This window comes from Mycobacterium aquaticum, from assembly GCF_002086485.1.
GTDB lineage: Bacteria > Actinomycetota > Actinomycetes > Mycobacteriales > Mycobacteriaceae > Mycobacterium > Mycobacterium aquaticum.
The window spans coordinates 1-26,282 of the sequence record NZ_MVHF01000037.1; the positions used below are offsets into that span (position 1 = coordinate 1).

Annotated in this window: 22 protein-coding genes; 6 read left to right on the plus strand and 16 right to left on the minus strand. The window is 67.8% G+C overall.

The window, feature by feature from the left end; genetic code table 11:
• Positions 1-132 precede the first annotated feature (132 nt).
• Positions 133-918, plus strand: a complete 786-nt coding sequence (locus BST13_RS27615; protein WP_083167817.1) for a class I SAM-dependent methyltransferase — start codon at positions 133-135, stop codon at positions 916-918.
• Between the two features lie 95 nt (positions 919-1,013).
• On the opposite strand, the gene BST13_RS27620 is transcribed toward BST13_RS27615, so the two are convergent.
• From BST13_RS27620 to BST13_RS27635, 4 genes are read right to left on the minus strand one after another with little or no spacing between them, the layout of a single operon-like run.
• Positions 1,014-1,853, minus strand: coding sequence for an enoyl-CoA hydratase/isomerase family protein (locus tag BST13_RS27620; protein WP_083167820.1), 840 nt, complete (start codon positions 1,851-1,853; stop codon positions 1,014-1,016).
• On the minus strand, positions 1,850-2,449 hold the full coding sequence (locus tag BST13_RS27625; RefSeq protein ID WP_245839828.1) for a TetR/AcrR family transcriptional regulator: 600 nt from the start codon (positions 2,447-2,449) through the stop codon (positions 1,850-1,852). The genes BST13_RS27620 and BST13_RS27625 overlap by 4 nt, the downstream gene beginning before the upstream one ends.
• Before the next feature lie 56 nt (positions 2,450-2,505).
• Complete coding sequence (locus BST13_RS27630; protein WP_083167822.1) at positions 2,506-4,017, minus strand: DUF7059 domain-containing protein; 1,512 nt, start codon at positions 4,015-4,017, stop codon at positions 2,506-2,508.
• Entirely contained in the window at positions 4,014-4,808 is a 795-nt protein-coding gene (locus BST13_RS27635) for an SOS response-associated peptidase (protein ID WP_211296198.1), read from the minus strand. The genes BST13_RS27630 and BST13_RS27635 overlap by 4 nt, the downstream gene beginning before the upstream one ends.
• Before the next feature lie 44 nt (positions 4,809-4,852).
• On the opposite strand from BST13_RS27635, the gene aroA reads away from it, so the two are divergent.
• Both aroA and rsgA read left to right on the plus strand, forming a co-directional pair.
• The gene (aroA, locus tag BST13_RS27640) at positions 4,853-6,181 is read left to right on the plus strand and encodes a 3-phosphoshikimate 1-carboxyvinyltransferase (RefSeq protein ID WP_245839829.1); all 1,329 of its coding nucleotides are present in this window, start codon (positions 4,853-4,855) and stop codon (positions 6,179-6,181) included.
• Positions 6,178-7,188, plus strand: a complete 1,011-nt coding sequence (gene rsgA / locus BST13_RS27645) for a ribosome small subunit-dependent GTPase A (RefSeq protein WP_083167827.1) — start codon at positions 6,178-6,180, stop codon at positions 7,186-7,188. The genes aroA and rsgA overlap by 4 nt, the downstream gene beginning before the upstream one ends.
• 19 nt (positions 7,189-7,207) lie before the next feature.
• On the opposite strand, the gene BST13_RS27650 is transcribed toward rsgA, so the two are convergent.
• Positions 7,208-7,630, minus strand: a complete 423-nt coding sequence (locus tag BST13_RS27650; protein ID WP_083167830.1) for a PASTA domain-containing protein — start codon at positions 7,628-7,630, stop codon at positions 7,208-7,210.
• Positions 7,631-7,855: 225 nt separating this feature from the next.
• Between BST13_RS27650 and BST13_RS27655 the strand changes: the two genes are divergently transcribed.
• Positions 7,856-8,146, plus strand: coding sequence for a hypothetical protein (locus BST13_RS27655; protein WP_029373647.1), 291 nt, complete (start codon positions 7,856-7,858; stop codon positions 8,144-8,146).
• Here BST13_RS27655 and BST13_RS27660 read toward each other — a convergent pair.
• From BST13_RS27660 to BST13_RS27695, 8 genes are all read right to left on the minus strand, one after another.
• Positions 8,143-8,784, minus strand: coding sequence for a TetR/AcrR family transcriptional regulator (locus BST13_RS27660; RefSeq protein WP_083167832.1), 642 nt, complete (start codon positions 8,782-8,784; stop codon positions 8,143-8,145). The genes BST13_RS27655 and BST13_RS27660 overlap by 4 nt on opposite strands.
• Positions 8,785-8,889: 105 nt before the next feature.
• A complete protein-coding gene (locus tag BST13_RS27665) occupies positions 8,890-10,173 on the minus strand; it encodes a fatty acid desaturase family protein (protein ID WP_083167835.1) in 1,284 nt (427 codons plus the stop codon).
• A gap of 68 nt (positions 10,174-10,241) precedes the next feature.
• A complete protein-coding gene (locus BST13_RS27670; RefSeq protein WP_083167838.1) occupies positions 10,242-11,390 on the minus strand; it encodes a ferredoxin reductase in 1,149 nt (382 codons plus the stop codon).
• A gap of 104 nt (positions 11,391-11,494) precedes the next feature.
• Positions 11,495-12,910, minus strand: a complete 1,416-nt coding sequence (locus BST13_RS27675; RefSeq protein ID WP_083167840.1) for a metal-dependent hydrolase family protein — start codon at positions 12,908-12,910, stop codon at positions 11,495-11,497.
• A 34-nt stretch (positions 12,911-12,944) separates the two neighbouring features.
• Complete coding sequence (locus BST13_RS27680; RefSeq protein ID WP_083167842.1) at positions 12,945-13,442, minus strand: DUF6912 family protein; 498 nt, start codon at positions 13,440-13,442, stop codon at positions 12,945-12,947.
• Between the two features lie 29 nt (positions 13,443-13,471).
• Positions 13,472-14,329: a polyphosphate kinase 2 gene (gene ppk2, locus BST13_RS27685; protein ID WP_083167845.1), complete on the minus strand. Its 858-nt coding sequence runs from the start codon at positions 14,327-14,329 to the stop codon at positions 13,472-13,474.
• Positions 14,330-14,394: 65 nt separating this feature from the next.
• Entirely contained in the window at positions 14,395-15,804 is a 1,410-nt protein-coding gene (locus BST13_RS27690; protein ID WP_083167847.1) for a WS/DGAT/MGAT family O-acyltransferase, read from the minus strand.
• Positions 15,805-15,893: 89 nt separating this feature from the next.
• Positions 15,894-17,786, minus strand: a complete 1,893-nt coding sequence (locus BST13_RS27695; RefSeq protein WP_083167850.1) for an ABC transporter ATP-binding protein/permease — start codon at positions 17,784-17,786, stop codon at positions 15,894-15,896.
• Between the two features lie 138 nt (positions 17,787-17,924).
• Between BST13_RS27695 and BST13_RS27700 the strand changes: the two genes are divergently transcribed.
• Entirely contained in the window at positions 17,925-18,425 is a 501-nt protein-coding gene (locus BST13_RS27700) for an Rv3235 family protein (RefSeq protein ID WP_083167852.1), read from the plus strand.
• 82 nt (positions 18,426-18,507) lie between these two features.
• Here the strand turns inward: BST13_RS27700 and secA are convergent, their stop codons facing one another.
• From secA to BST13_RS27715, 3 genes are all read right to left on the minus strand, one after another.
• Entirely contained in the window at positions 18,508-21,363 is a 2,856-nt protein-coding gene (gene secA / locus BST13_RS27705) for a preprotein translocase subunit SecA (protein ID WP_083167854.1), read from the minus strand.
• Between the two features lie 150 nt (positions 21,364-21,513).
• On the minus strand, positions 21,514-22,161 hold the full coding sequence (hpf, locus tag BST13_RS27710) for a ribosome hibernation-promoting factor, HPF/YfiA family (protein ID WP_245839832.1): 648 nt from the start codon (positions 22,159-22,161) through the stop codon (positions 21,514-21,516).
• Between the two features lie 321 nt (positions 22,162-22,482).
• Positions 22,483-23,112: a ComF family protein gene (locus BST13_RS27715; protein WP_083167859.1), complete on the minus strand. Its 630-nt coding sequence runs from the start codon at positions 23,110-23,112 to the stop codon at positions 22,483-22,485.
• A 115-nt stretch (positions 23,113-23,227) separates the two neighbouring features.
• On the opposite strand from BST13_RS27715, the gene BST13_RS27720 reads away from it, so the two are divergent.
• On the plus strand, positions 23,228-26,248 hold the full coding sequence (locus BST13_RS27720) for an AfsR/SARP family transcriptional regulator (protein WP_142282855.1): 3,021 nt from the start codon (positions 23,228-23,230) through the stop codon (positions 26,246-26,248).
• Positions 26,249-26,282 lie beyond the last annotated feature (34 nt).

Genomic DNA, 26,282 nt, shown 5'->3' on the forward strand with positions numbered 1-26,282 from the left:
CCGACCTCGGGCCCGGCCACCCGCCACCACTGACGAGATCCGTTGCACTGACCCCCACACGATTCCGCAACAGCCCGCCATATCGAAAAACCGTGCAACAACTGGCCATTCGGCGCCGGGTACGCTCATGGCATGCCAGATCCCACTTCCACAGACTGGGCAGCCGGCCATTACGAGGCTGTCGGTGAACGCATCGCAGGCATCGCGGCCCAGGTGGTCGCCACCGTGGATCGCACCCGGGCGCTGCGCGACGCGGCAGTTGTCGACCTTGCCTGCGGCACCGGCAGCGCGGCACTCGCAGCGGCCGCTGCGGGAGCCCGCGCCACCGGGGTGGACCTCACCGCCGAACTGATCGCGATCGCGAAGGACAAACCCGGCGCGGACACCGTTGCCTGGGTGGTGGCCGATGCGGCGCACACCGGCTTGCCCACAGCCGAATTCGATGCGGTGGTGTCGAACATGGGCATCATCTTCGTCGAGCCGGACAGCCTGGTCGCGGAGGTGGCCCGACTGCTGCGCCCCGGCGGCATCTTCGGTTTCTCGTCGTGGATTCCCGACGCGGACAGCCCGTTCTTCACCCCCATCGTCGAAACGCTGGGGCCGCCGCCGGACTCCGGCCACTCGCCCGATCAATGGGGCCGGGCCGACGTGCTGCGGGCGCGGCTCGCCGACGGCTTCGACGACATCACGATCGGAACCGGCAGCCATACCTGGTTGTTCGAATCACTGCCCACCGCAATGGCTTTTCTGACCAACGAGTCACCGATGCACGTCAACATGCTGGGCCGGCTGGACGACGCACAGCGCAGCGCGCTGCTGGGCGCCTTCGAGGCGGCGTTCGGTCGCCATGTCAAGGACACCGGCCAGGTGGTGTTCGACAGCCCGTACCTGATCGCCACGGCCCGTCGACGCGGGTAGCTTCGGCCCTACCCGAGACGTCGAGCGGCCAGTTATGGCACGCCGATCCCGGGAAATCCGTGCACAAGTGGCCACTCGCGGGCGCAATGGCGCGGCTAGTCCGAACGGGGACGGCCGGACAGCAGGGTTTCGACGCTGTCGGCGAAGGCGCCCGTGGTGAAGCACGTCGGCTCGGCGAACTCCTCCAGCGTGAGGGCATCGTTCCAGCCGGCATCCGCGGCGGCACGCAGCAGCGGCTTGGTCATCGCCACCGCATGCGGCGGCATCGCCGCGACGCGCGAACACCATTCGTCGGCCACGGTGAGCAGCTGATCGTGGGGCACGACCTCGTGGACCAGCCCGAGGCGGTGCGCCGTCTGCGCGTCGATGTGGTCGCCACGCAGGTAGTAGGCGAGCGCCCCCTGATACCCGAGCCGACGCGTCAACGCCCAGCTGGTGCCCACCTCCGGGATCAGGCCGAGGCGCCCGAACGCGGGCACGATCACGGCCCGTTCACTGGCGATGGCCAGATCACAGGTCAGCGCCCAGGCCAGGCCGACGCCGGCCGCCGGACCGTTGAGGGCGGCCACGAAGATCGTGTCGGATCCGGCGATGAGCCGCGCGATGCCGCCGAATTCCCGGCGGATCCACCGCCAGACGTCCGCGGTGCCCTCGGCCTCGTTCTGGCGCTGCACGGCCGTGCGCATCATCCGCAGGTCACCACCCGCGCTGAAGCCCGGATCGGTACCGGTCAGCACGACCGATCGAATGTCGTTGTCGGACACCAGCTCTTCCAGCGTCCGCCGCAGCTGCCGAACCAGCGGTGCGGACAGCACGTTGAGCCTGCCCGGCTCGTCCAGCGTGACCACCGCGCGGTCGTCGCGACGCTCGACGTGCACGCGCTGTGGCGCCGCCGGGGCATCCCCGTCGGCGATCATGTCGCGGTACAGACTCATTGGGCATCCTCCTCGATCGGCTTGGCGCGCAACGCGGCCCACGCCGCGTCGGCGAACGTGTCGATGGTCCCGGCCTCGATCTCGGTTCCATTGCCGGTGATCCAGTAGCGGGCGTACTCCTGGGCCGGGCCAAGCCACAACGCGGCGGTCACCCCCGGCTGCATCGCCACCAACGCTCCGTACGTGTGATGAGGACGCCACCAGTCGCGGATCGCGGCGAAGAAGACCCCGTTGGCCTCCTGCAACTCCTGGCTGTCCAATCGGTCGCCCAGCAGCAGGCGCACCTCGCCACGGTGTGCGGCAACCCATTGCAGATGCTGCCGGACGCCGGCGCGGATTCCCTCCTCGGCGCTGTCGCAATCCCGCAGTGCCGCAAGGAATACGGCCTGATATTCGGTCATCACCTGGGCGTACACCGCGGCCGCGAGCGCGGATTTGTCCGGGAAGTGGTGGTAGAGGGCGCCGACGCTGACCTGCGCCTCGCGCCGGACCTCGTCGAGCGTCGGGCCGAGCGCGCCGTCGGCCGCGAACCGCCGCCGCGCCACCGCCAACAACCGGCCGCGTGCGTCCAGCCTGGCAGCCTCAGACCCAGCCACGAGGAAAACTCTACCAGGACCGAGAAATCCTCTGCCGACGAGTTATATTGCGGGCCCTATTCCGCCTGGTAGAGAATGCCGCGTCCGATCGCCTCGCGGACCTCGGGTAACGCGGCCTGGGCCAGCGCATCGGCGTCGACACCGTGATGCGCCGCGAGCAACTGAATGAGGGTGCCGAGCGGGACCTCACCGCGGCAGCCGGCCATCAACGCCCGCAGCACCTCGTCCACACCGATGATCGCGCCGGGGCCGCCCGGGCGGCGCACGGCGGCCCCGAGCGATTGCCAGCCGTCCGGACCCGGCAGGAACTGTTCCTCCAGAAACACCGGCGCCGTCGAGAGCCGGGCGCCCAGCAGCGCGTCGTCGCCGGTGTCACGCAGATAGGCCCGACGGGCGAAGAACGCGTCCACTTCCGGCCCCGTCACCACCTCGTCGGCGCCGGTGATCTCCTCCAGAATCTGCTCGGGAGCCTCGTCGCCGCGCGGCTTCCGCAGCGAGATCATCCCCATGCCGACACCCGTAATACCCTGCTCGGCAAACCAATCCAGCCACGGACCACCGCGCTGCGCCGCCTGCTCCGGCGTCTCACCGGCGTCGGACAGCCACAGCGACACGTAGCTGACCGGATCGGCCAGCTCCCGCTGCACCACCCAGGCGTGCAGCCCGGTGCCTGCCAGCCAACCGCGCACCCGGTCACGCCAGTCATCTTCCCGCACAATCCAATTGGCCAAGATGTGAGCGGTGCCGCCAGGGTTCAGGTGATCGCTGACCTGTTCGACAATGCTCTGGCACAACGCATCCCCGGCGACACCCGAGTCACGGTAGATGTAGTCGCGGGCACCGGAACCCACCACGAACGGCGGATTGGAGACGATCAGGTCGAACCGCTCCCCTGCCACCGGCTCGAACAGGCTGCCGGCGCGCAGGTCCCACGACATGCCGTTGAGCCGGGCCGTGGCCGCGGCGAGCGCGAGCGCCCGGTCGTTGGTGTCGGTGGCAACGATCTGGGCGCAATGGGCATCGAGGTGCAGCGCCTGGATGCCACAGCCGGTGCCCAGGTCCAGCGCCCGGCCGACCGGGGTGCGAACCACGGCACGGGCCAGTGACATGGACGCGGCGCCGATGCCGAGCACGTGGTCGTGGCGCAGCGGCCCGCTGCGCAGCGCCGCATCCTGATCCGACACGACGTAGTACTCACGGACGCCGTCACTGTGCGGACGGATGTCGAGCGCCGCGCGCACCGTGCCGCCGCCGGAAATCTCCAGCACGCCGTTGGCAGCCAGCGTCGCCAACGGAGTCGACGGCAGCGCCGCCTGCACCTGCTCGTGCGGTTCATCGGCACCCAGCAGGAACAGCCGGATCAGCACCGCGAGCCGTTGCCGGGCGGCGGGAGCGGCACGTGTCGCCCGCAGCACCGGCCACCACACGCCACGCCCGAGCGCCGCGTTGGCCTGCTCGCCCAGCAGTTCGGCCACCCCGTCGATCGTGTACCCGGCCTCCCGCAGGTCGGCACCGATCGCGTCGACCACCGCGGGTTCGAGCGCGCCGGGTTCAAACGACCCGGTCAAAACAGTCCCGCCTCTTCGGGTTCTGGCTTGGCCGGCTCGATGAGCTCCGGGCCGTTGTTGCGCACGCTGTTGACCAGCCGCGTCACCTCACGGATGGCGATCCGGTCCAGGTCGCCGTGGCCTCGTAGCAGGCCTTCGTCGATCGGGGCGTCCGGGTCCAGCCAGCGGTCCCAATCCGATTCACTGATCGAGAGCGGCATCCGGTCGTGGATCTCGGCCAGCGGCCCGGCCGCGTCGGTGGTGATGATGGTGCAGCTCAGCAGTGGCGGCGCGTCCTTGGGCGCGCCATGTGGGCGCCACGTCGACCACAGGCCTGCCATGAACAACGGCTCGCCGTCGGCTCCGTACATGTAGAACGGGGTCTTGCTCGCCTTCTTGCCCGCCTCGGCGGCGTTGGGCCGCCACTCGTACCAGCCGTCCATCGGGATCAGGCAGCGCTTGTTCTTGGCCGAGTTCCGGAACGCCGGTGAGCTGGTCACCTTGTCGGCGCGGGCGTTGATCAGCAGCGGCCCCTTGTTGTCCGGGCCGCCGTCCTCGGCCGTCTTGACCCACGGCGGGATCAGCCCCCAGCGCATGGACCGCACCCGGCGCGTCGATTCATCGTCGGGTTCGGTGTGCCGCTTGACCACGCTGCTGATGGTCGTCGTCGGCGCCACGTTGTAGTTGGGACCCGCCAGATCCTTGTCGCCCGAGGCCGCCGAGCTCGATGCACTGGCCGCACTTTCGTCGAGGGCCTGGATTTTCTGCGCCAGCAGCGCCGGATCGGTGGTCACCGCGAAACGTCCACACATGGAGCCCATGGTTGCAGAACTCCCGGACAAGGCAGGATGTAGCTGTGCAAACACGCGGACGCGAGGAGCAGAAGACCTACTGGCCCGCCCCCGCGACAACGAGCCCGGTCGACGCCACGGTGACGGTCCCCGGCTCCAAGTCGCTGACCAACCGGGCGCTGGTGCTGGCCGCGCTGGCCACCGCCCAGGGCCCGTCGACCATCACCCGTGCGCTGCGCAGCCGCGACACCGATCTGATGATCGAGGCCATCCGCTCGCTCGGCGTCACCGTGGACGACAGCGCGGGCGACGGCACCAGCCTCACCGTCAGCGGGCGTGTTTCCCCGGCCGACGACGCCCACGTCGACTGCGGGCTGGCAGGCACCGTGTTGCGGTTCGTCCCTCCGGTGGCGGCGGTGAGCACCGCAAGCGTGACCTTCGACGGCGACGAACAGGCCCGCGCCCGCCCCATCTCGCCGCTGCTGAACGGGCTGCGTGAGCTCGGCGTGGACATCGACGGTGACGGGCTGCCGTTCGCGGTCCGGGGTCGCGGCACGGTGGCCGGCGGCACGGTCCGCATCGACGCGTCGGGCTCCTCGCAGTTCGTATCCGGCCTGCTGCTCTCGGGTGCGGCGTTCACCGATGGCCTCACCATCGTCCACACGGGCACATCGGTACCGTCGGCTCCTCATGTGACCATGACGGTGACGATGCTGCGCGACGCCGGGGTCAAGGTGGACGACAGCGTGACCAACCAGTGGCGGGTCGAGCCCGGCCCGGTCGCACCCCGCGCCTGGCACATCGAGCCTGACCTGTCCAACGCCACCCCGTTCCTGGCGGCCGCGCTGGTGACCGGCGGCATGGTTCGGATCGCCGGTTGGCCGCAGGTCAGCATCCAGCCTGCCGAAACCATCCTCGCCCTGCTCGCGAAGGTGGATGCGACTGTGCGCCAAGGTGATTCGGGCTTGGAAGTCACCGGCGCCGAAAGCTACGGCGGGTTCGAGGCCGATCTGCACGACGTCGGCGAGCTGGCACCCACGGTGGCCGCGCTGGCCGCACTCGCCGCGGAGGGATCGGTCTCCCGACTGAGCGGTATCGCCCACCTGCGCGGGCACGAAACCGACCGGCTCGCGGCACTGAGCACCGAGATCAACGGGCTGGGCGGCGAGTGCACCGAGACCGAGGACGGCCTGCTCATCACGGCTCGGCCGCTGCACGGAGGGGTGTGGCGGTCCTATGCCGATCACCGGATGGCGACGGCCGGCGCGATCATCGGCTTGAAGGTGCCCGGCGTCGAGGTGGAAAACGTCGAGACGACGGCCAAGACCCTGCCGGACTTTCCGGGGATGTGGGCGGCCATGGTGACGGGTTCAGGCGGGGAACAACTGATTTGAGCCCACGCGGCGGCAATTTTCGGGACTACGACGAATCCGACGTGCGCATCAGGCCGGGTCGGGGCACCCGTCCGCGTACCAAGACCAGGCCCGAACATGCCGATGCCCGCTCGGCGATGGTGGTCACCGTCGACCGCGGCCGGTGGGGCTGCGCCCTGGACCGGGACCCTGACCGCGTGGTCACGGCCATGCGGGCGCGTGAACTGGGCCGCACCCCCATCGTGGTCGGCGACGACGTGGACGTCGTCGGCGATCTGTCCGGGCGCCCCGACACCCTTGCCCGCATCGTGCGGCGCGGCGAACGACGAACGGTGTTGCGCCGCACGGCCGATGACACGGACCCCACCGAGCGGGTGGTGGTCGCCAACGCCGATCAACTGCTCATCGTGGTGGCGCTGGCCGACCCGCCGCCGCGCACGGGGTTCGTCGAGCGCTCACTGATCGCGGCCTATGCGGGCGGGCTCAAACCGATTCTGTGCCTTACGAAGTCGGACCTGGCGCCACCGGAACCGTTCGCGTCCCAGTTCGCCGACCTCGACCTGACCATCGTCAACGCCGGACGCGACGACCCGCTCGACGCGGTCGCCCCCCTGCTCGGCGATCAGGTGACGGTGTTCCTCGGGCATTCCGGGGTGGGCAAGTCCACCTTGGTCAATCGCCTTGTGCCCGAGGCAGATCGCGCGACCGGCGAGGTGTCGGGTGTCGGAAAGGGTAAGCACACGTCGACCCAGTCCGTGGCCTTGCCGCTGGACGGCGAGGGCTGGGTGATCGACACCCCGGGTATCCGCTCGTTCGGACTGGCCCACATCGAGCCCGACGATGTGCTGCTCGCGTTCTCCGACCTGGCCGAGACCATCGCCGACTGCCCGCGCGGCTGCGGGCACATGGGGCCGCCCGCAGATCCCGAGTGCGCGCTGGACCAGCTGTCGGGACCGGCCGCGAACCGTGTCGCCGCGGCACGGCGCCTGCTGGCCGTACTGAAAGAAACGTCAACTACCCGGCCATGACGGCGCCCTCAGGTACCGGTCAGTGCTTCTTGGTGGTGTCCTCAGCCGCCTGCGCCTGGTCCTGGGCCGCCTGCTGCTGCGCGGCCTGAATAGCCGCCCGCCCCTCGGGGCTGGCCGCGGAGTTGCCCGGCTGGGTCGCCGTCGCAACACTGGCGCTGCAGTTCAGGTTGAGCAGCACGGTATCGGTGACCGGCGCGAAGCTGTCACCCTTGATCCACGGCGCTTTCTCCGAGCTGGTCACCACACACTTGTCGTCGGGCTGCGTGTCCCCGGAGCGGGTGGCGACGACGCCCTTCATCCCGGCATCGGACAGTGCCGACTGCGCGTCGGCGTAGGTCTTGCCCGCGTAGTCATCCGCTGACGCCACGCCGGTCGCCAGGATTCCCACCGGAATGGCCGACGTACCGATTGCTATGGCAGCCATACCAACCAGCTTCTTCATCCCGTCCTCCTAGCCGTCTCACAGTGAGGGCCTGAGGTTATGTGGGGTAGCTGTCAAGACTCTGGGAATTCGTGGCACAGTTGCTTGGAATCCTCACAGCTTGGACTCGCAGGTCCGCCCATCCGCGTGATCATCCACATACCAGCAGCTAGCTGCGTTGACCATACCCAAATTGGACGATAAAGTTCAGTTTTGTTGAGCTCGCCAAGAGACAGGACATTCGAGATGACCACAGGCCGATTCCCCCGCCGACTCGCCGCAACCGCAGGCCTGGCAGCGCTGGTCACCCTGGGCGGGCTCACCGCTGCGTGCAGCACGTCAGGTGAGAAGGCTCCGAGCACGCCGACCACCACGACCACGACCACCACCACGACGCCGGCGCCCACGCCGACGACAGCGGCGCCCAGTGTGGCGCCCACCGAGAAGAGCATCAGCCCCGGCGGTGGCAACCTGTTCACCCCGACCGTGCTGGCGCCCGCCGCCCCGACCGAAGAGCCTGGTCGGCGCAAACACTAAAGCGCTTGCGCCCCAGTCTGATACGACTTGATCTGGGCGATAGCGAGGTTCAGCGCCGACTGCATCAAGCGCGGGTCATGCGCGGTTTGCGACAGTAGGTAGCCGCCCTCGACAGCGGCCAGCAAGCCGGTGGCCAAGTCTGTCGTGTCAATGTCGGCGCGCAACACACCGGTGTCGCGGATACGTCCCAGTGCATCGGCGATCAGGTCACGCCACTGGGCGAAGTGTTGCGCCAAGGCCACGCGTGCGCGGTCGTCGCTGTCCGAGAGTTCCGCGGCCAGCGACCCCAGCTCGCAGCCCCACAGGCCGCGACGCAGCGTGCAGCGTTGGACCATCGCGTCCCGCCACAGGTCCAGGCCGCGCAGTGTATCCACCTTCTCCAACCGCGGCCGCTGCCAGGACAGCACCTCACCGGCCTGCAGTGTGATGACCTCGTAGACCAGCTCCGACTTGTCCTCGAAATGCTGGTAGAACTGCGACTTGCTGGCCGCGCTGGCGGCCAGCACCTCATCGATGGTCGTTGCCGCAACGCCTTTGACGTACATCAGCTCCGCAGCCGCTGCCACGATCCTGCCGCGGGTGGCGGCCCCGCGGGGCGTCAACCGCCGACGCGTCACCGGCTGCTGTTCGGACACCATCCCACTGTAAACCGGACACTTCGGTCCACTTCACCCCGAAACGACAACTGCGGCGAGATCTCGGTCCGGATGGACCGCGATCTCACCGCAGTGTCAACGCGTCAGCTACGCAGCGTGCCTGACGGCACGCTTGGCCGCCCGGCGTTCACGACGCCATTCGCGGGCCGTCTCGAACGCGGTCTTGAGGCCGCGACGGCGCCCGGTGACGGGATCGGTCTGGCCGAATCCGCCTTCCACGGCATCGAGTTCGAGGAACATCCGCTCGCTGTGGGTCTCCGGCGCATCGTCGGCGGTGTCCCGCAGGAACCGGTCCGGCAGCGACAGTTTGGCGATGGTGCGCCACGACTTGGCGTACTGCACCAGGAACGAACCTGTGGTGTAGGGCAGGTCGTACTTGTCGCACAGCGCCCGGACGCGGATCGAGATCTCGTAGAGCCGGTTGCTCGGCAGGTCCGGGTACAGGTGATGCTCGATCTGGTGGCACAGGTTGCCGCTCATGAACCGCAGCACCGGGCCGTTCTCGAAGTTGGCGCTGCCCAGCATCTGCCGCAGGTACCACTGGCCACGGCTCTCACCGACCATGTCGGTCTTGGTGAACTTCTCCGCGCCGTCGGGGAAATGGCCGCAGAAGATCACGGCGTTGGCCCACACGTTGCGGATGATGTTGGCCATGGCGTTGGCCTTCAGCGTGGACTTGAACGTCGCACCGGGCGACAGTGCCGTCAGCGCGGGCCAGACGACGTAGTCCTTGGCCACCTGATGGCCTGCCTTGATGCCGAATTCCTTGACCCTGATCAGCGTGGCGTTGCGGTTGTCGCGGCCCTTGAAGATCTTGCCGAGCTCCAGGTGCTGCAGCCCCACGCCCCACTCGAACAACGTGCACAACATGGTGTTGTAGAACAGGTTGAGCAGGTTGAACGGCTTCCACTTCTGATCGCGGGTGACGCGGATCAGGCCGTAGCCCACATCGTCGTCCATGCCGAGGATGTTGGTGTACTTGTGGTGCATGAAGTTGTGGGTGAACCGCCAGTGCTTGGACGCCCCGCTCATGTCCCACTCCCACGTCGAGGAGTGAATCTCGGGGTCGTTCATCCAGTCCCACTGGCCGTGCATGACGTTGTGGCCGATCTCCATGTTCTCGATGATCTTGGCCACGCCCAAAGTCGCGGTACCTGCCCACCAGGCAGAACGCCGCGAGCTCGCCGCCAGCATCAGCCGGCCCGACACCTCGAGGGCGCGCTGGGCGGCGATGGTACGGCGGATGTAGCGCGCGTCGCGCTCACCACGGGAGTCTTCGATGTCCTGACGGATCGCATCGAGCTCGATGCCCAGGTTCTCGATATCGGCATCGGTCAGATGCGCGAACGCGGGAACGTCGGTGATAGCCATCGTCAGCCTCCTCTCTCTTGCCTACGGTAGCGTAACCTACGATACCGTAGGTTACCAGTCAGTAAAGCTTAAACGTCGAGTACACAATCGCCGGAAGCCGCCGAAACACAGGTCTGAATCCGGTTCCCGGGCTCATATTCCACACCTGTACGCAGGTCGCGGACGTGCCCGCCGACCAGACCCACGACACAGGACTGGCAGATACCCATCCGGCACCCGAAGGGCATCCGGATGCCGACCTGTTCGCCCGCGTCCATCAACGGCGTCGCACTGTCGACTTCGACGGACTTGCCACTGCGCTCGAACGTCACGGTGCCCCCCACACCGTGCACCGCAGCCCGCGACACCGCGAACCGCTCCAAGTGCAGATGTTCGGGGATACCCGCCGCAGCCCACACTTTCTCGGCGTCGTTGAGCATGCCTTCCGGCCCGCACGCCCAGGCCTGGCGGTCCTGCCAGTCCGGCACCACGTCGGCCAGCCGGGACAGATCCAGGCGCCCCTCGGTGCGGGTGCTGCGCAGGTGCAACCGGTAACCGGGATGCGCGTCGTGCAGCTCGGCGAGCTCGGCCCCGAACAGCACATCGGCCTCCGTCGGCGCCGAGTGCACATGGATGATGTCGGTGATCTGGTCGCGACGCACGAGCGTGCGCAGCATCGACATGACCGGCGTGATACCGGAACCGGCGGTCAGGAACAGCACCGACGCCGGCGCCGGATCGGGCATGACGAAGTTGCCCTGCGGGGCGGCCAGCCGCACCACGGTGCCGGGCGCCAGGCCGTTGACCAGGTGGCTGGACAGGAAGCCCTCGGGCATCGCCTTGACGGTGATGGCGATGGTGCGCTGACCGGCGATCGGATGCTTGTCCGGCACCGAGGTCAGCGAATAGGAGCGCCACCGCCACCGGCCGTCCATCAGCACGCCGATGCCGATGTACTGCCCCGGCTCGTAGTCGAACGAGAATCCCCAGCCCGGCTTGACCACCAGCGTCGCCGAATCAGCGGTCTCCTGCCGCACCTCGACGATCCGCCCCCGCAGCTCGCGGGCCGACCACAGCGGGTTGGCGAGCTTCAGGTAGTCATCGGGTAGCAGCGGTGTGGTGATCCGGCCCGCGATGGTGCGCAGAGCATGCCAGCCGGGACGCTCCTTGGCACCGGCGACAGTGGGACGGACGGTGTCGGCCACATTGGCCGAGACTTTGATGGAGTTCTTGGCCATGACAACCTACGGTACCGTAACTTACGGTGCCGTAGCTAGTCGTAGCATCCGGCCTGCGGCACAAATCATGGTTTGATTCTCCACCAGATCAACCGGTTCGGCGACTACGAGACCAGGGAGTTCTTGTAGATCTTCCCGTCCTTCATGATGATCTTGAAGTTGCGTCCCGGATCGGCGACCAACTGCAGATTGCTCAGCGGGTCACCGTCGACCAGCAGCAGATCGGCGAGCGCGCCCTGCTCCACCACACCCAGCTTGCCGCTGTACGGGCTGCGCTTGCCGGACAGTGCCAACAGCTCTGCGTTGGTGCCCGTGGCCATCGTCAGCGCTTCGGCCGGGGAGAACCATTTGCCCAGCTTCGCCAACAGCGCACCCTGCTGCGGCGCCAGCTGCGGGGAGAACAGGATGTCGGTGCCGAACGCCGTCTTGAGGTGGTACTTGCGGGCCAGCTGGTAGACGTTGGCCACGCCGTCGATGACCTCCTTGGCCTTCGCGGCCTCCTCCGAGCCCGGCGGGAACGCGCCGATCATCTCCTCCGGCAGCGGCTGGGTGCTCAACCAGATGCCCTTGTCTGCCATCTCCTTGGCGGTCGCGTCGTCCATCAGGTGGGCGTGCTCGATGCAGGCGACCCCGGCGCGGATCGCCTGCGAAATGGTGGCCGGCGTGTAGGCGTGCACCGTGACATAGGTGCCCCAGTTCGTCGCCGCCTCGACCGCGGCACGCACCTCGGGTTCGGTGAAGGTGATCACGTCGATCGGGCTGTGCGGCGAGGACACCCCGCCCCCGGCCGTCAGCTTGATCTGCGATGCACCTTGAAACAGCTGCTCACGCGTGCGCATCCGCACCTCGTCGGGGCTGTCGGCGACCACGGAAGCACCGAGTTCCTCCTGACGCGACACCGGACCGCCCGCAGTGCGCGGCAGGTCCGCGGGTGTGCGGAAGTCACCGTGGCCGCTGGTCACGGTGATGATGGCGCCCGAAGGGAAGATCCGCGGACCGGCGATGACGCCTTCGTCGACGGCCTGCTTGAGGCCGAAACTGGGTCCACCCAGATCACGCACCGTGGTGAACCCACGCATCAGGGTGTCGGTGGCCTCGGCACCGGCCAACAGGTTGAGGTATCCCGGATCCGCGGTTGTCAACTGTGTCACCGGCGGCCGCACGAGCATCGTGTGCCAGTGGTTGTCGATGAGGCCCGGCATCAAGGTCCGGCCGCCACCCTCGATGACGGTGGTGTCCGGTCCCGCAGGCAGCGTCTCTGTCGAGATCTTCTCGATCCGGTTGCCCGTCACGAGCACGTTCGACGGCGCCGACAGCTTGTCGCTGTGGCCGTCGAAGACGCGGACGTTGCGGAACTCCACCCGGGCAGCCGCCTTCTGCCCTGGTGCCGGGGGCGGTGCGGAAGGCGGCGACCCCGCGGGCAGCGGCGGGCTGCTCGGTGCAGACTGCCCGCCACCCGACGAACACGCGACACCCGCCAGTACGACGGACAACACGACAGCCAGGCGTAGATGTCGCATTCGGCTTCCCCTCTTCCCGGCCGCTACGGCGTCGCTAGAGCAGTTCGAGCAGAAACGGCAGTTCCTGCGGCGCATACCAAGCCAGGTCGTGATCCTGGGCGTCTCCGACGGTGAGCTCGGCATCCTCGTCTCCCAGGTCGGCGTCATCGATCACGTCCACTGCCGCCAGCACCGCGGATTCGGCGGCGGCGTTGTCGACGTAGGCCGCGATGATGTCGTCGATGGGCACGGGCCCCGACAGGCGCACGACCGCGTCGTCGAGATCGGGTCGCGGCGTCGCCGACGCCACCTCGGCGACCACCACCGCCCGTCGCGGCGGTAGCCCGGAATCGCCCCCGGAGGCCAGCAGGCGCAGCGAGGCCAACGCCGCCTCCTGCAGCGCCACCTCGGCGAGCTCGTCGTCGTCACCCTCGGCGTAGGCCTCCCGCAGTGTCGGCGTGACCGCGAACGCGGTCCCGTTCGTCACGAGCAGGAACCGGTCGGCGACGAGCTGCTGCAGGCCGGCCAGAGTCGCCGGGATGTACACGCGCACCCCGCGAGACTAGCCGTCGGGACCGGCGTTCACTCGCGGTCCCCGATCAGGGTCGCGACATGATCGTCGACGTATCGCGCCAGATCCCGCGACGGACGCCGGTAGTCGCCCGTCAGCACAGGTCGATCCGGCAGTGTCACGTCGGGCCGCTCGACGTCGTGGTAGTCGATGGTGGACAGCAGATGCGCCATCATGTTGAGCCGGGCATGCTTCTTGATGTCGGATTCGACGATGTACCAAGGACTTTGCGGCGTGTCGGTGTGCACCATCATCTGGTCCTTGGCCCGCGAGTAGTCCTCCCAGCGGTACACCGATTCCAGATCCATCGGCGAGAGCTTCCACTGCCGGACCGGATCGTCCTTGCGCGACCGGAACCGGCGCAGCTGCTCATCGTCGGACACCGAGAACCAGTACTTGCGCAACAGGATCCCGTCTTCGAGCAGCATCTGCTCGAATATCGGGGTCTGCCGCAGGAACAGCTGATGCTCGTGCGGCGTGCAGAAGCCCATCACCTGTTCGACGCCGGCCCGGTTGTACCAGGACCGGTCGAACAACACGATCTCGCCCTTGGCGGGCAGATGCGCGATGTAGCGCTGGTAATACCATTGGCCGCGTTCGCGTTCGGTCGGCGCCGGCAGCGCGGCCACCCTGGCGATGCGCGGGCTGAGGTATTCGGTGATCCGCTTGATGGTGCCGCCCTTGCCCGCGGCGTCGCGGCCCTCGAACACCACCACGATGCGGGCACCGGTGTGCCGCACCCACTCCTGCATCCTCACGAACTCTGTTTGCAGCCGGAACAACTCGGCCTCGTAGACCTTGTTCGAGAGCTTCGGCTTGCCGTTGCGCTTCTGCCCGCCGGCCGGTCCGTCGTTCGATGCTGCACTCATGCGCGAATTCTAGGTGCGCGCAGCGCCATTGCCGCGCGGATCGGGCCGTGCCGGATGGCGGCGGCTCATCTGGCCGCGTCGAGCAATTCCTCAAGCGATTCGCGCAGCAGGCTGGGCAGCACGTCGACATCGCTCATGGCATCCCGGTCGGCGTTGATCCCGAAGTAGAGCATGCCGTTGTACGACGTGACGCCGATGGCCAGCACCTGGTTCTGCAGCAGCGGCGGCACCGCGTAGGTCTCCAGGAGCTTGGTCCCGGCCACGTACATCTGCTTCTGTGCGCCCGGAACGTTGGTGATCAGCAGGTTGAACAACCGGGCCGAGAAGCCCGTGGCCACGCGGATTCCCATGGCGTGCAACGTCGGCGGGGCGAACCCCGACAGCGTGACGATCGTCCGCGCGTCGACCAGGCTGGCCGCGGTGGAATGCGATTCGGTGGCGTGGGCGATCTGCGAGAGCCGCACGACGGGGTTGCCCTCCCCCACCGGCAGGTCGACCAGGAACGGTGACACCTCGCTGATCGCCTGCCCGGGCGCGGTCGAGTCCAGTTCGGCGTCGGGATACACCGACATCGGCGCCATCGCCCGCACCGTGGTTGTGGGCGTGACCGGCTCTCCCCGGGACAGCAGCCAGTTGCGCAGCGCCCCGGCCACCACCGCGAGCACCACGTCGTTGATATCGCAGTCGTAGCGGGCGCGCACCGTCCGGTAGTCCTCCAGCCGGTGCTCGGCCACCGAGAACCTGCGGTTACGCGACACCGTGGTGTTCAACGGACTGTTGGGCGCGGTGCCGCGGGCCACGGTGCGTACGACATCGGCCACCCGCCGACCGACCGCCGCCAGCTCACCGCTGTTGGTGGCCAGATCGAACACTGCTTCCCGGACGGCGGCCAGCTGGCTGGTCGGCCGCGCGATCCACTCCCCGATGGCGCCGAGCACCAACTGCCTGTCGCTGGGTTCACGGGCCGGAATCCAGATGTCCTCGCCGAACTCCGGCGGCTTCTGCGTGCGGTCGGCGATCACATGGCCGATCTCCAGGGCCGTCATCCCGTTGACCAACGCCTGGTGAGACTTGGTGTAGATGGCGATGCGGTTCTTGGTGAGCCCCTCGACCAGGTACATCTCCCAGAGAGGACGAGTCTTGTCCAGCGGGCGCGAGCCCAGCCGGGCGACCAGATCATGCAGCTGAGCATCGCTGCCCGGCGAGGGCAGCGCCGAGCGCCGGATGTGATAGGTGATGTCGAAGTCACGGTCGTCGACCCACACCGGCCGGGCCAGCCCCAACGTCACCTCACGCACCTTCTGCCGGTAGCGCGGAATCTGCGGCAGTCGCTGTTCGACGGTCGCCAGCAGCGTTTCGTAGCTCAGTCCGGCGCGGGGTTTGCGCAAGATCGCCAGAGACCCCACATACATCGGGGTCGAGGTGTTCTCCAGGTGGAAGAACGTTGCGTCGGACGCCGACAGCCTGCTCACCATGCGGCGCCAACCTCCCCTTCAGTCGCCATGATCCCCGTCACGGTAACCGGCCCTTCTGGCAGCGCGCAGCACGGGTGCTGCGGGCCTGCTCAGCGCATGGGGGCGCCGTCGGCGATCGCGGTCGATACGGCGCCGTCGCGGGCAATGGCCGAAAGCTCCCAGTGCCCGCCGCCGGTCAACTGCAGCCTGCAGCGGTGATGGCGGTCGATCGTGGACCTGTGCCCCACGCTGACCACCACGCAGTCGGGCAGCCGCTCACGGACCAGGGTGTACATGGCGTCCTCCAGCCCCTCGTCCAGCGCCGATGTCGACTCGTCGAGGAACACGACTCGGGGCCGCACCAACAGCACCCGTGCGAACGAGACCCGCTGCTGCTCGCCCAGCGAGAGCACCGATGCCCAGTCCGCGTCCTCGTCGAGGCGTTCGGTCAGATGCCCGAGGGCCACCGCGCACAGCGTTTCCTGCAGTTCGCCATCGGTGACGTCGGCAATGGGCAGCGGATACACCACCGCGGCCCGCAGATCACCCAGCGGCAGATACGGCAGCTGAGGCAGGAACAACGTCGCCCATCCGGCCGGATACCGGGCCAGACCCGTTGTCTGCGGCCACAATTCGGCCAGACTGCGCAACAGGGTGGTCTTCCCGCACCCGGACGGCCCCTTCACCACCACGCTGTCACCCGCGGTCAGCACCATCGTCAGATCGGTGATCAGCGGATTGCCCTGCAGATCGCTGACCCCGACGTCGGTGAGCGCCAGCGAATCCTGTGCGGCGCCGACGCTGATCCTGGGCAGTTCCCGCGCGCGGTGGTCGCTGTCCAGCATCTGGTCGATGCGCATCAGCGCGGCGCGGTAGACGGTGAACTCGTCGTAGCTGTCCCGGAAGAACGACAGTGCGCCACAGACGTTTCCGAACGCGGCGACCGTCTGCAGCAAGCCGCCGAGGGTGATCTGGCCTGCGAAGAACCGCGGCGCCTGCACGATGTAGGGAATCATGCCGGTCGTCACATCGCCGACGCCGCGGTTCCAGCCGTTTAGCCGCAATTGGGCGAACACGATGCGCCACATGTTGGCGATGATCTCGGCGAACCGGGAGTGCAGCAGCTGCCGCTCACGTTCCCCACCCCGGTAGAACGCGACACGTTCGGCGTTGTCTCGCAGGCGCACCAGCGCATAGCGGAAACTCGCACTGAACCGTTCGTTGAGGAAGTTCAGCCGCACCAGCGGCCGGCCGATCCAGAACGCGATGAGCGTCACCGTGATCGAGAAGGCGAACGCCACGAACACCATGGCCCGCGGAATCACCCAGCCGCCCAACTGCAATGGGCCCGACAGTTGCCACAGCACGCCCGTGAACATCACGATCAACAACGACTTGTTGATCGCGCCGATGCTCATGTCCACCGACTTGGTGGTGAAGGTCTCGATGTCGGTCTGGATCCGCTGATCGGGATTCTCCACGGGCGGGTGCAGAAAACGGTTGCGGTAGAACGCATCCCCGGTCATCCAGTCGTCGACCAGGCGGGTGTTGAGCCAGATGCGCCAATGGATCGCGAAGACCCGGCGCAGGAACAGGTCCACCACGGTGTAGGTCACGGTCAGCAGCACCAGAATCCCGCTGATCGCAAAGGACGTCATGAACGCATGCCGCGCGGCATCCAGTTTGTCCGCATCATGGGTGGCCAGCGCCTCCGCACCGACCTGTACGGCGTTCATCAGGTCCGCGTACTGATAGGTGAAGATCACCACCACCCGCGCCGAATACACCGTGTGCCACAGCATGAATGCCAGCAGCGCCCACGTGCGCCAACTGCCGGCGAAGAACGGGGCGTTGACCCGCCAGAACTGTTGCCCCCACCGGGTGCAACGGGCCACGACGAACGCCACCGCGAGGAACACCACGAAGGTGATCACCCACGCCTGCAGTGTCCACACCAGCGAGCGCAGCGGCTCGCCGGGCCAATCGATGCTGGGTTGAACCATGTCTGCCCCCGTACGTCGGACACCGCAACGGTATCCGGCGAAACTGGGTGCTCGGGGCACCGATTCGGGATGCGATGATGGACGGGTCTGCACCTCTCCAGCAGATGTGTCCTGTACCTGATACCGCTGGAGATTGCCGTGCCCGTTCCCGAAACCACCCCGGCCCCGCCGTCACTGACGTCGCCGGTGATCGACTGCGAGCCGCCTGCGTATCTGCTCGCCCCGGCCCCCGCGGCCGCATCCAGGGCAAAGGCCTGCCCGACACCCACCGCATTGCACCGGCCGAGCCCGCGCCGGTTGCGGTTGGTCGAGCAGGCCGATCATCCGCCGCAGACGGAGGCCACCCAGTTCGCCGAGGCGGTGCTGCGCCGGGTGCTGGAGGTCGTCGACCGGCGCAGGCCACCCGCGCAGCTACGCCCGCTGATCAGCCCCCAGGTGTTCGATGCGGTGCTGGCACTCCCCCCGGCCCGGCAGGCGGCGGCAGCGACCCTGCGGCGGGTGCGGCTGCGCGCCGCACCCGGGCCCGGTGCCGCGGAGGTGTTCGCCACCTTCACTCGCGGGCCGCGGGTGCACGCCATCGCCGCCAAGGTCGAATTGCACAGCGGCCGTTGGCAATTGACAGCTCTGCAGGTGGGCTGATCTCCCGCCCCGCCGAGACTACGGTTGTTCGCGTCAAAACGCGGAAATCGCACAACAAACCGTAGTTTCGGCGAGGGAAGGGTTAGCCCTTGCGGTGTGAGCGCGTCGGCTTGCCGGTCTTGGCCTGCTTGCGCGCCGCTTCCCGACGCTCCCGGCGGCTGCCGCCCGTCGGCGCGGCATGTCGGCCGCCGCCGTTACCCGAGCGCTGCACCTCGACCGAACCGTCCTCCGACGGCCCGCTGTACGTGAGCGGCGGAGCGCTGTCCTCGATGCCCTTGGCCCGCAGGGCGGCCGGACGTTCCTTGGTGGCCACCGCGGCGGGCTCGGCAGCGGGTTCGGAGGACTCCGACGCCTTGGCCGCGGCCGCCGCGGCGAACTCGGCGAGGCCCTGCGGGGCGGCCACCGGGGCGACCTGAGCGCTGGGCGGAGCCGGGGCCGCCTCGACCTGAACGTTGAACAGGAAGCCGACCGACTCCTCCTTGAGCGCGTCGAGCATGCCGACGAACATGTCGTAGCCCTCGCGTTGGTATTCCACCAGGGGATCGCGCTGCGCCATCGCGCGCAGGCCGATGCCCTCCTTGAGGTAGTCCATCTCGTAGAGGTGCTCACGCCACTTGCGGTCGATCACATTGAGCAGAACGTTGCGTTCCAGCTGCCGCATGGCACCCTCGCCGGCGATCGCCTCCAGCTCCTTCTCGCGCTCGGCGTAGGCCCGCTCGGCGTCCTTGATCAGGGCGTCCCGCAGCTCTTCGCGGGTCAGCTCACCGGCTTCACCCACGGCGTTGGAGTCCACCAGATCGTGGTGATCGATGCCGACCGGGTAGAGGGTCTTCAGCGCCGTCCACAGCGTTTCCAGGTCCCAGTCCTCGGCGTAGCCCTCGGCGGTGGCGCCGTCGACGTAGGCGGTGATGACGTCGACCAGCATGTCGTGCGCCTGCTTCTGCAGGTTCTCGCCCTCGAGGATCATGCGGCGCTCTTCATAGATGACCTTGCGCTGCTGGTTCATCACCTCGTCGTACTTGAGGACGTTCTTGCGGACCTCGAAGTTCTGCTGCTCTACCTGGGTCTGCGCGCTCTTGATGGCGCGGGTCACCATCTTGGCCTCGATCGGCACGTCGTCGGGCAGGTTCAGCCTGGTCAGCAGCGATTCCAGCGTCGCGCCGTTGAACCGCCGCATGAGCTCGTCACCCAGCGACAGGTAGAACCGGGACTCGCCCGGGTCGCCCTGGCGACCGGAGCGGCCGCGCAGCTGGTTGTCGATGCGCCGCGACTCGTGACGCTCGGTGCCCAGCACGTAGAGGCCACCGGCGGCGACGACCTTGTCGGCCTCTTCGCCGGCCTCTTCCTTGATCTTCTTGAGGGTCTCGTCCCAGGCGGCCTCGTACTCCTCGGGCGTCTCGACCGGGTCAAGACCCTGCTGACGCAACCGCTGGTCGGCGAGGAAGTCGACGTTGCCGCCGAGCACGATGTCGGTACCACGACCGGCCATGTTGGTGGCCACCGTGATCGCGCCGAGCCGGCCCGCCTCGGCGATGATGCCTGCTTCCTGCTCGTGGTACTTCGCGTTGAGCACGTTGTGCGGGATCTTGCGCTTGGTGAACTGCCGCGACAGGTACTCCGAGCGCTCGACGCTGGTGGTGCCGATGAGGACCGGCTGGCCCTTCTCGTAGCGCTCCGAGACGTCGTCGACGACGGCGATGTACTTGGCTTCCTCGGTCTTGTAGATCAGGTCGGACTGATCTTCGCGGATCATCGGCTTGTTGGTCGGGATCGGCACGACGCCCAGCTTGTAGATCTCGTGCAGCTCGGCGGCCTCGGTCTCGGCCGTGCCCGTCATTCCCGACAGCTTGTCGTAGAGCCGGAAGTAGTTCTGCAGCGTGATGGTGGCCAGCGTCTGGTTCTCGGCCTTGATCTCGACGTGCTCCTTGGCCTCGATGGCCTGGTGCATGCCCTCGTTGTAGCGGCGGCCCAGCAGCACACGGCCGGTGAACTCGTCGACGATGAGCACCTCACCGTCGCGGACGATGTACTCCTTGTCGCGTTCGAACAGCTCCTTGGCCTTCAGCGCATTGTTGAGGTAGCTGACCAGCGGCGAGTTCGCGGCCTCGTACAGGTTGTCGATGCCGAGCTGATCCTCGACGAACTCGACACCCAGCTCGTGCACGCCGATGGTGCGCTTCTTGATGTCCACCTCGTAGTGGACGTCCTTCTTCATCAACGGCGCCAGCCGGGCGAACTCGGTGTACCAGTGCGAGGCGCCGTCGGCCGGACCGGAGATGATCAGCGGCGTACGGGCCTCGTCGATGAGGATCGAGTCGACCTCGTCGACGATGGCGAAGTTGTGGCCACGCTGCACCATGTCCTCGGTGGAGTGCGCCATGTTGTCACGCAGGTAGTCGAAGCCGAACTCGTTGTTGGTGCCGTAGGTGATGTCGGCGGCGTAGGCGATCCGGCGCTCCTCCGGGGTCAGCCCGGAGAGGATGACGCCCACGTCCAGGCCGAGGAAGCGGTGCACGCGGCCCATCCACTCGCTGTCGCGTTTGGCCAGGTAGTCGTTGACGGTGACGACATGGACGCCATCGCCGCTCAGCGCGTTGAGGTAGGCAGGCAGCACGGCGGTCAGGGTCTTGCCCTCACCGGTCTTCATCTCGGCGACGTTGCCGAAGTGCAGCGCTGCGCCACCCATCACCTGGACGTCGAAGTGCCGCTGACTGAGCACGCGCCAAGCCGCCTCGCGAGCTACCGCGAACGCCTCGGGCAGCAGGTCGTCGAGCTCCTCGCCGTCGGCGACTCGCTTCTTGAACTCGTCGGTCTTGGCTCGCAGCTCGGCGTCGGAGAGCTTCTCGACGTCGTCGGACAAGGTGTTGACATACTCAGCCACCTTCTTGAGGCGCTTGACCATGCGGCCTTCACCGAGACGGAGCAACTTCGACAGCACGCTATTTCCCCTGTGGGTATCGATGGATCTTTCGGTGTTGATCGTGGTCCATCGTAGGTGACCCGTCGAAATACCTGGTTGTACTCACTCGGCGAACACGAAAACGCACCCCGGATGGCTCCGGGGTGCGTTTTTGGCCGGTCCGACGGATCAGGCGAGTCGGATGAGGCCGTAGTCGTAGGCGTGGCGCCGGTATACCACCGACGGTTTGTCGCTCTCCTTGTCATGGAAGAGGAAGAAGTCGTGGCCGACCAGTTCCATCTCGTAGAGGGCGTCGTCCACGGTCATGGGCCTGGCTTCGTGCTCCTTGGTGCGGACCACCCGGCCGGGTTCGTGATCGTCGAGGCCCGCGGGTTCGGTGGCGTCGACCGGCTGCTCGGTGGCGGTATCTCCGGCCAGGTGGTCGGGGGTGGTCGCCTGGTGCAGCGATACGGGGGTCTTGTCGCCATAGTGGATCTTGCGGCGGTCCTTGCTGCGGCGCAGCCTGGCCTCAAGCTTTCCGGCTGCGGATTCGAGGGCCGCATAGAAACTGTCTGCACACGCCTCGCCGCGGACAACGGGGCCGCGGCCACGGGCAGTGATTTCGACATGCTGGCAGTTCTTGCGTTGTCGTCGGTTGCGTTCGTGGTCAAGTTCGACGTCGAAGAGGTAGATGGTCCGGTCGAATCGCTCCAGGCGTGACAGCTTCTCCGAAACGTAGATTCGGAAATGGTCGGGGACCTCCACATTGCGCCCCTTGACCACAACTTCTGCGTTGGGCTCAGGGTTGGCACCTGTGTCACGATCCTCGACCACCATCGCGGGGCCTGAATCCAGGGAATTGGTTGACATACTTGGCAACTCGTTTCTCTCACTCGTTGCACGCGATCTGCGTGCCGGGCTCTAACGAATCGCGGCGATGGGTCAGGGTTTTGTTGCTCTCCCCATCGGCGCAAGGTGTCGAGTACTCACCTCCTACCGGTGCGCGGTGAAGTGACGCTGTGATGGAGCGTCGCCGTGAGGTGTTCACGGGTGGTTGGTGCCGACGGTAGTCCGTGTTCACCGGTTCGTGCCACCAATTTCGACGACATGTTTGCAGTTCTTCATTTCTGTTTGATCGCGGGGTAATTGCCACAGGTGTCAGGCGTGCGCGACGACCAACACAGCGGCCACATCCGCCCCGGCGCGACGCAGTACGCGCACCGACTCGGCGGCTGTCGCACCGGTCGTCACGATGTCGTCGACGAGCAGCACCTCACCAGTCACAGCGGCCGCCACCCGCACCCGTCCGGCGATGTTGCGTTGCCGGGCGGTGCCCGACAGGCCGACGGAATCGCGGACCCACGGCCGCAACCGCAACGCCTGCATCGTCCGCACCTCGGGGTGTTCCGCGCACGCCGCGACGGCCATCGCGGTGACGGGGTCGCCACCGCGGCGGCGGGCGGCCAGCCTGCGGGTGGGGGCAGGCACCACGGTCAGCGGGGCGTCGACGACACCCCAGGCCAGCAGCCGGTCCAGACCGGCCCGCAGCGCACCCGCCAGCGGCGCCAGCAGATCCGAGCGGCCCTGCTCCTTGGCGGCCACGATGGCCCGGCGCCTGGCGCCCGCGTAGCGGCCGAGGGCGAACACCGGGACGCCGGGATCGGTGCGCGGGCTGATGAGGTGCGGTTCGTCGGCGCGGACCGTCAGTGCCGACGCGCACGCCGGGCACCACCGCGTCGACGGGGCGCCGCAGCCGCCGCACTCCAGCGGCAGGATCAGGTCGAGCATGTCGGCAGTGTGCTGGACAGGGGTGACATGTGACGTCGGCGCACACGGAGCCGCGAAGCCGATTCTCGCTGATACCCACTCGTCGCCTATAAAATTGCGCCGGACAGGAGTGGGCATGTCGGCACCGGACGTGGAGCGGCCCCGGGTCATCCGGCGCAAGATCATCGTTCCGGAGACACCGGCGGACGCGGCACCGCGGGAGCGTCTCGATCGGCTGCTCTGCCAACTCGTCCAGACCCACCGGATCATCGCGATCACGGCGACGGCTGGAGCAGGTAAGTCGGTGGCCGCGGCCCACGCCAGCCGCACCTTCGGCAAGCCGGTCGCGTGGCTGAGCGTCGACGCCACCGACGCCGCACCCGGTCGCCTGTTGACCTATCTCGAAGAAGCACTGGCACAACAACTTCCGTCCGTGCGGGGAGTCGCCACCGGCGCGCTGGCCGCCGGTATCCCGCATGCCGAGGCGGCAGGCCTGCTCATCGACGCGGCGGCCGACACCGAGCTCGTGTTCGTACTCGACGATCTCGAGCGGTTGCAGGGATCACCGGATGCGTGGGAGGTCATCGGCTCGGTGGTGCGCTACGCCGCACCCAGCACGCGCCTGATCCTGATCAGCCGCCAACCGATCCCGGCCGAGGTCTGGTCACCCGCGCTGGCAGGCGCGGTGGCACGTGTCGACGATGCCGATCTGGCATTCAACGTCGACGAGGCGCGCGTGGCGCTGCAGCAGCTGGGCCGCTCGGGGTCGGACGCATCCGAGGCTGTGCAGGCCACCGGGGGCTGGGTGATCGGGGTGCTGTTCGAGGCGTGGCGTTCCGCCGGACACGGCACCGGCGGCACCGACCCCGAAGCCATGGGCGCCTATCTGGGCGCACACATTCTCGGTGAGCTCGGCGCCGACGACCGGGAGTTCCTCGTCAGCACGTCGGTGCTGGACGAGGTGAGCGTCGATTCGGCGGTGGCACTTGGCATCGACGACGCCGCGCGGCGGCTGGCGTCGCTGCGACGGGCCACGATCCCCGCGCAATGGTCATCCGATCCCCTGGCCATGCGCTGCCATTCCCGGTTTCGGGAGTACCTGCGTGGACTGCTGGACCAGCGTGGCAGCACGGCGGTTCGCGAGCTGCGAGCCGCCCATGGACGGCTGCTGGCGTCCAACGGGTTCCACGAAGAGGCAGTCGAAGAGCTGCTTGCGGTGAGTGCGCTCACCGATGCGTACGCCTCGGCCCGGCATGCGATTCTGCCTGTTCTCGGCCGTTTGGATTTCGCCGTGGCCGACCGCTGGATCGATGCGCTCGCACCCGTCGTCCCCGTCGGCGACGACGGATTCGCCGAGGCCCGATTGATGTTGGTCGTCGCACGCGACGACCAGCGCGACGGCGCTCGTATCGCGGACGAGTTGGCCGCTCTCGGACTGCGAGATCGACTCGCCGCGGCATCGGAGCATGCCGCCGCGCTGATGGCATGGTGCTACCTGCTGGCCGGGCGCATCGACGAGATGAACGCCGTCCTGCGCGCGGCGCCCGCAGGCCCCGACGTGAACATCGTGCGCTATGCGCTGGCGCTGGTGGATCCCGAAGGGGGCCCGGCGAGGCCTGAGCCCACCGGGGGGCTGCTCGACGGCATGCTGTTCGGCATCGACTACTTCCGCGGCCGGGTGCACGAACTGACCGGCGATGCGCCGTCGCCGTGGACGCGGGCCGCCATGGGCGCTGGGCGGATCGGTGCGCTGCGCGCGACGGGACGCACCGCCGAGGCGCTGCAGGAGTACGAGACGGCAGCGGGCGGGGGCTTCTTCCGCGGCGTGGTGGACTCCGTGATCGCGCCGGATGTGCTGCTCGATGCCGGGCGGCCAGAGGAGGCCCGCGCCGCGCTGGCCCGCGGGAGCACGTTCATCCAGGCCAACGGATCACCGATACTGACGGCGCTGCATCAGGTGCTTGCGGCGAAGCTCATGCTGCGCGCCGACCGCGACACCGCAGGTGCGACCGCGATTCTGAACCAGATCGATCGTGACCCCGCCCGGCGCTACGCAGTAATTTTCGAATTCGCCCAGACCTGGCACGGGCTCGCTGCGCTCATCCGCGACGATGTGGACGGTGCCTTGTCGTCGTTGCGCGCCGCGGTCGCCGGTATGCGGTCAGGCGGCCGGATCTTGGAATTGCCCACGGCGGCGGTATATCTGGCGGAGGCCGAGTGGCGCGCCGGCAACCCCGACGCCGCGGACCGTGCAGCCGACATCGCACTGCAGGCCGCGCGCAGGCACGGATCCAATCACGTACTGCTGCAGGCACTTGCGGATTTCCCGGCGGTGGTGGCCCGGTGTATCGACGCGCAACCGGACGCCGATTCCGCATGGCACGCGATCGGACGCGCCCTGGCCGCCCAGGGTGTCGCGGTGGGCACCCGTATCCCGACCGCGGTCGAGTTGATCGAATTCGGCCGCACCGCAATCATTCTCGACGGCTGCGAGGTGCAGCCCAACCTGTCCAAATGCTACGAGTTGCTGAGTTTTCTGGCGGTGCGCAGCGGCGCCCCGGCCGGCCGTGACGAGTTGCTCGACGCCTTGTTCGACGGCCGCGGCGACGAGTCGGCGCGCTCCTACCTGCGCAAGACGGTCATCGGCGTACGCCGCGTGCTCCCGCCCGACGCGCTGAGCGTCGGCGACGACGGTCGCGTACGCCTCGACCCGGACGTCGCCCTGGCCAGTGAATCCGCCCGCGTCGAACACGAACTCGCCGCGGCGGCGCGCCTGCAGGGCGAAGCGCTCGTGGTCGCCACCGAGCACGCGCTGGAGCCACTGGCACACGGCGACTACCTACCCGGTATCAGTTCCGCCTGGGTCGATGAGCGCCGCGATCAGCTTGCCGAGCTGGCCGCCTCGGCCCGCGCCGCCGCTGCCGACGCTGCGTTTTGCGTCGACCGCTACGACGACGCCAACCGCCTCGCCACCGCGGTGCTCGACCGCGACCCGCTGCGTGAAGCGATGTGGCGCCTGCTGATGCGCGTGCGGGCCGCCGTCGGCGACTACGACGGAGTCATCACCACGTTCGCCCACTGTGAGCGGGCACTGCAGAGCGCAGGGATCACACCCGCCGCCAGCACACGCACCCTGCTGGACCGGTTGCGCCGCTGAGATTTCGGTGAATTCCCGGCCGTCCTGATCCACG

What these genes read in the sequence shown, in the direction of transcription:
- BST13_RS27615 (WP_083167817.1), top strand. Translation starts at nt 133, where the DNA reads ATGCCAGATCCCACTTCCACAGACTGGGCAGCCGGCCATTACGAGGCT.
- BST13_RS27620 (WP_083167820.1), bottom strand. Translation starts at nt 1,853, where the DNA reads ATGAGTCTGTACCGCGACATGATCGCCGACGGGGATGCCCCGGCGGCG.
- BST13_RS27635 (WP_211296198.1), bottom strand. Translation starts at nt 4,808, where the DNA reads ATGTGTGGACGTTTCGCGGTGACCACCGATCCGGCGCTGCTGGCGCAG.
- BST13_RS27650 (WP_083167830.1), bottom strand. Translation starts at nt 7,630, where the DNA reads ATGAAGAAGCTGGTTGGTATGGCTGCCATAGCAATCGGTACGTCGGCC.
- BST13_RS27655 (WP_029373647.1), top strand. Translation starts at nt 7,856, where the DNA reads ATGACCACAGGCCGATTCCCCCGCCGACTCGCCGCAACCGCAGGCCTG.
- BST13_RS27660 (WP_083167832.1), bottom strand. Translation starts at nt 8,784, where the DNA reads ATGGTGTCCGAACAGCAGCCGGTGACGCGTCGGCGGTTGACGCCCCGC.
- BST13_RS27665 (WP_083167835.1), bottom strand. Translation starts at nt 10,173, where the DNA reads ATGGCTATCACCGACGTTCCCGCGTTCGCGCATCTGACCGATGCCGAT.
- BST13_RS27670 (WP_083167838.1), bottom strand. Translation starts at nt 11,390, where the DNA reads ATGGCCAAGAACTCCATCAAAGTCTCGGCCAATGTGGCCGACACCGTC.
- BST13_RS27675 (WP_083167840.1), bottom strand. Translation starts at nt 12,910, where the DNA reads ATGCGACATCTACGCCTGGCTGTCGTGTTGTCCGTCGTACTGGCGGGT.
- ppk2 (WP_083167845.1), bottom strand. Translation starts at nt 14,329, where the DNA reads ATGAGTGCAGCATCGAACGACGGACCGGCCGGCGGGCAGAAGCGCAAC.
- BST13_RS27690 (WP_083167847.1), bottom strand. Translation starts at nt 15,804, where the DNA reads ATGGTGAGCAGGCTGTCGGCGTCCGACGCAACGTTCTTCCACCTGGAG.
- BST13_RS27695 (WP_083167850.1), bottom strand. Translation starts at nt 17,786, where the DNA reads ATGGTTCAACCCAGCATCGATTGGCCCGGCGAGCCGCTGCGCTCGCTG.
- hpf (WP_245839832.1), bottom strand. Translation starts at nt 22,161, where the DNA reads ATGGTGGTCGAGGATCGTGACACAGGTGCCAACCCTGAGCCCAACGCA.
- BST13_RS27715 (WP_083167859.1), bottom strand. Translation starts at nt 23,112, where the DNA reads ATGCTCGACCTGATCCTGCCGCTGGAGTGCGGCGGCTGCGGCGCCCCG.
- BST13_RS27720 (WP_142282855.1), top strand. Translation starts at nt 23,228, where the DNA reads ATGTCGGCACCGGACGTGGAGCGGCCCCGGGTCATCCGGCGCAAGATC.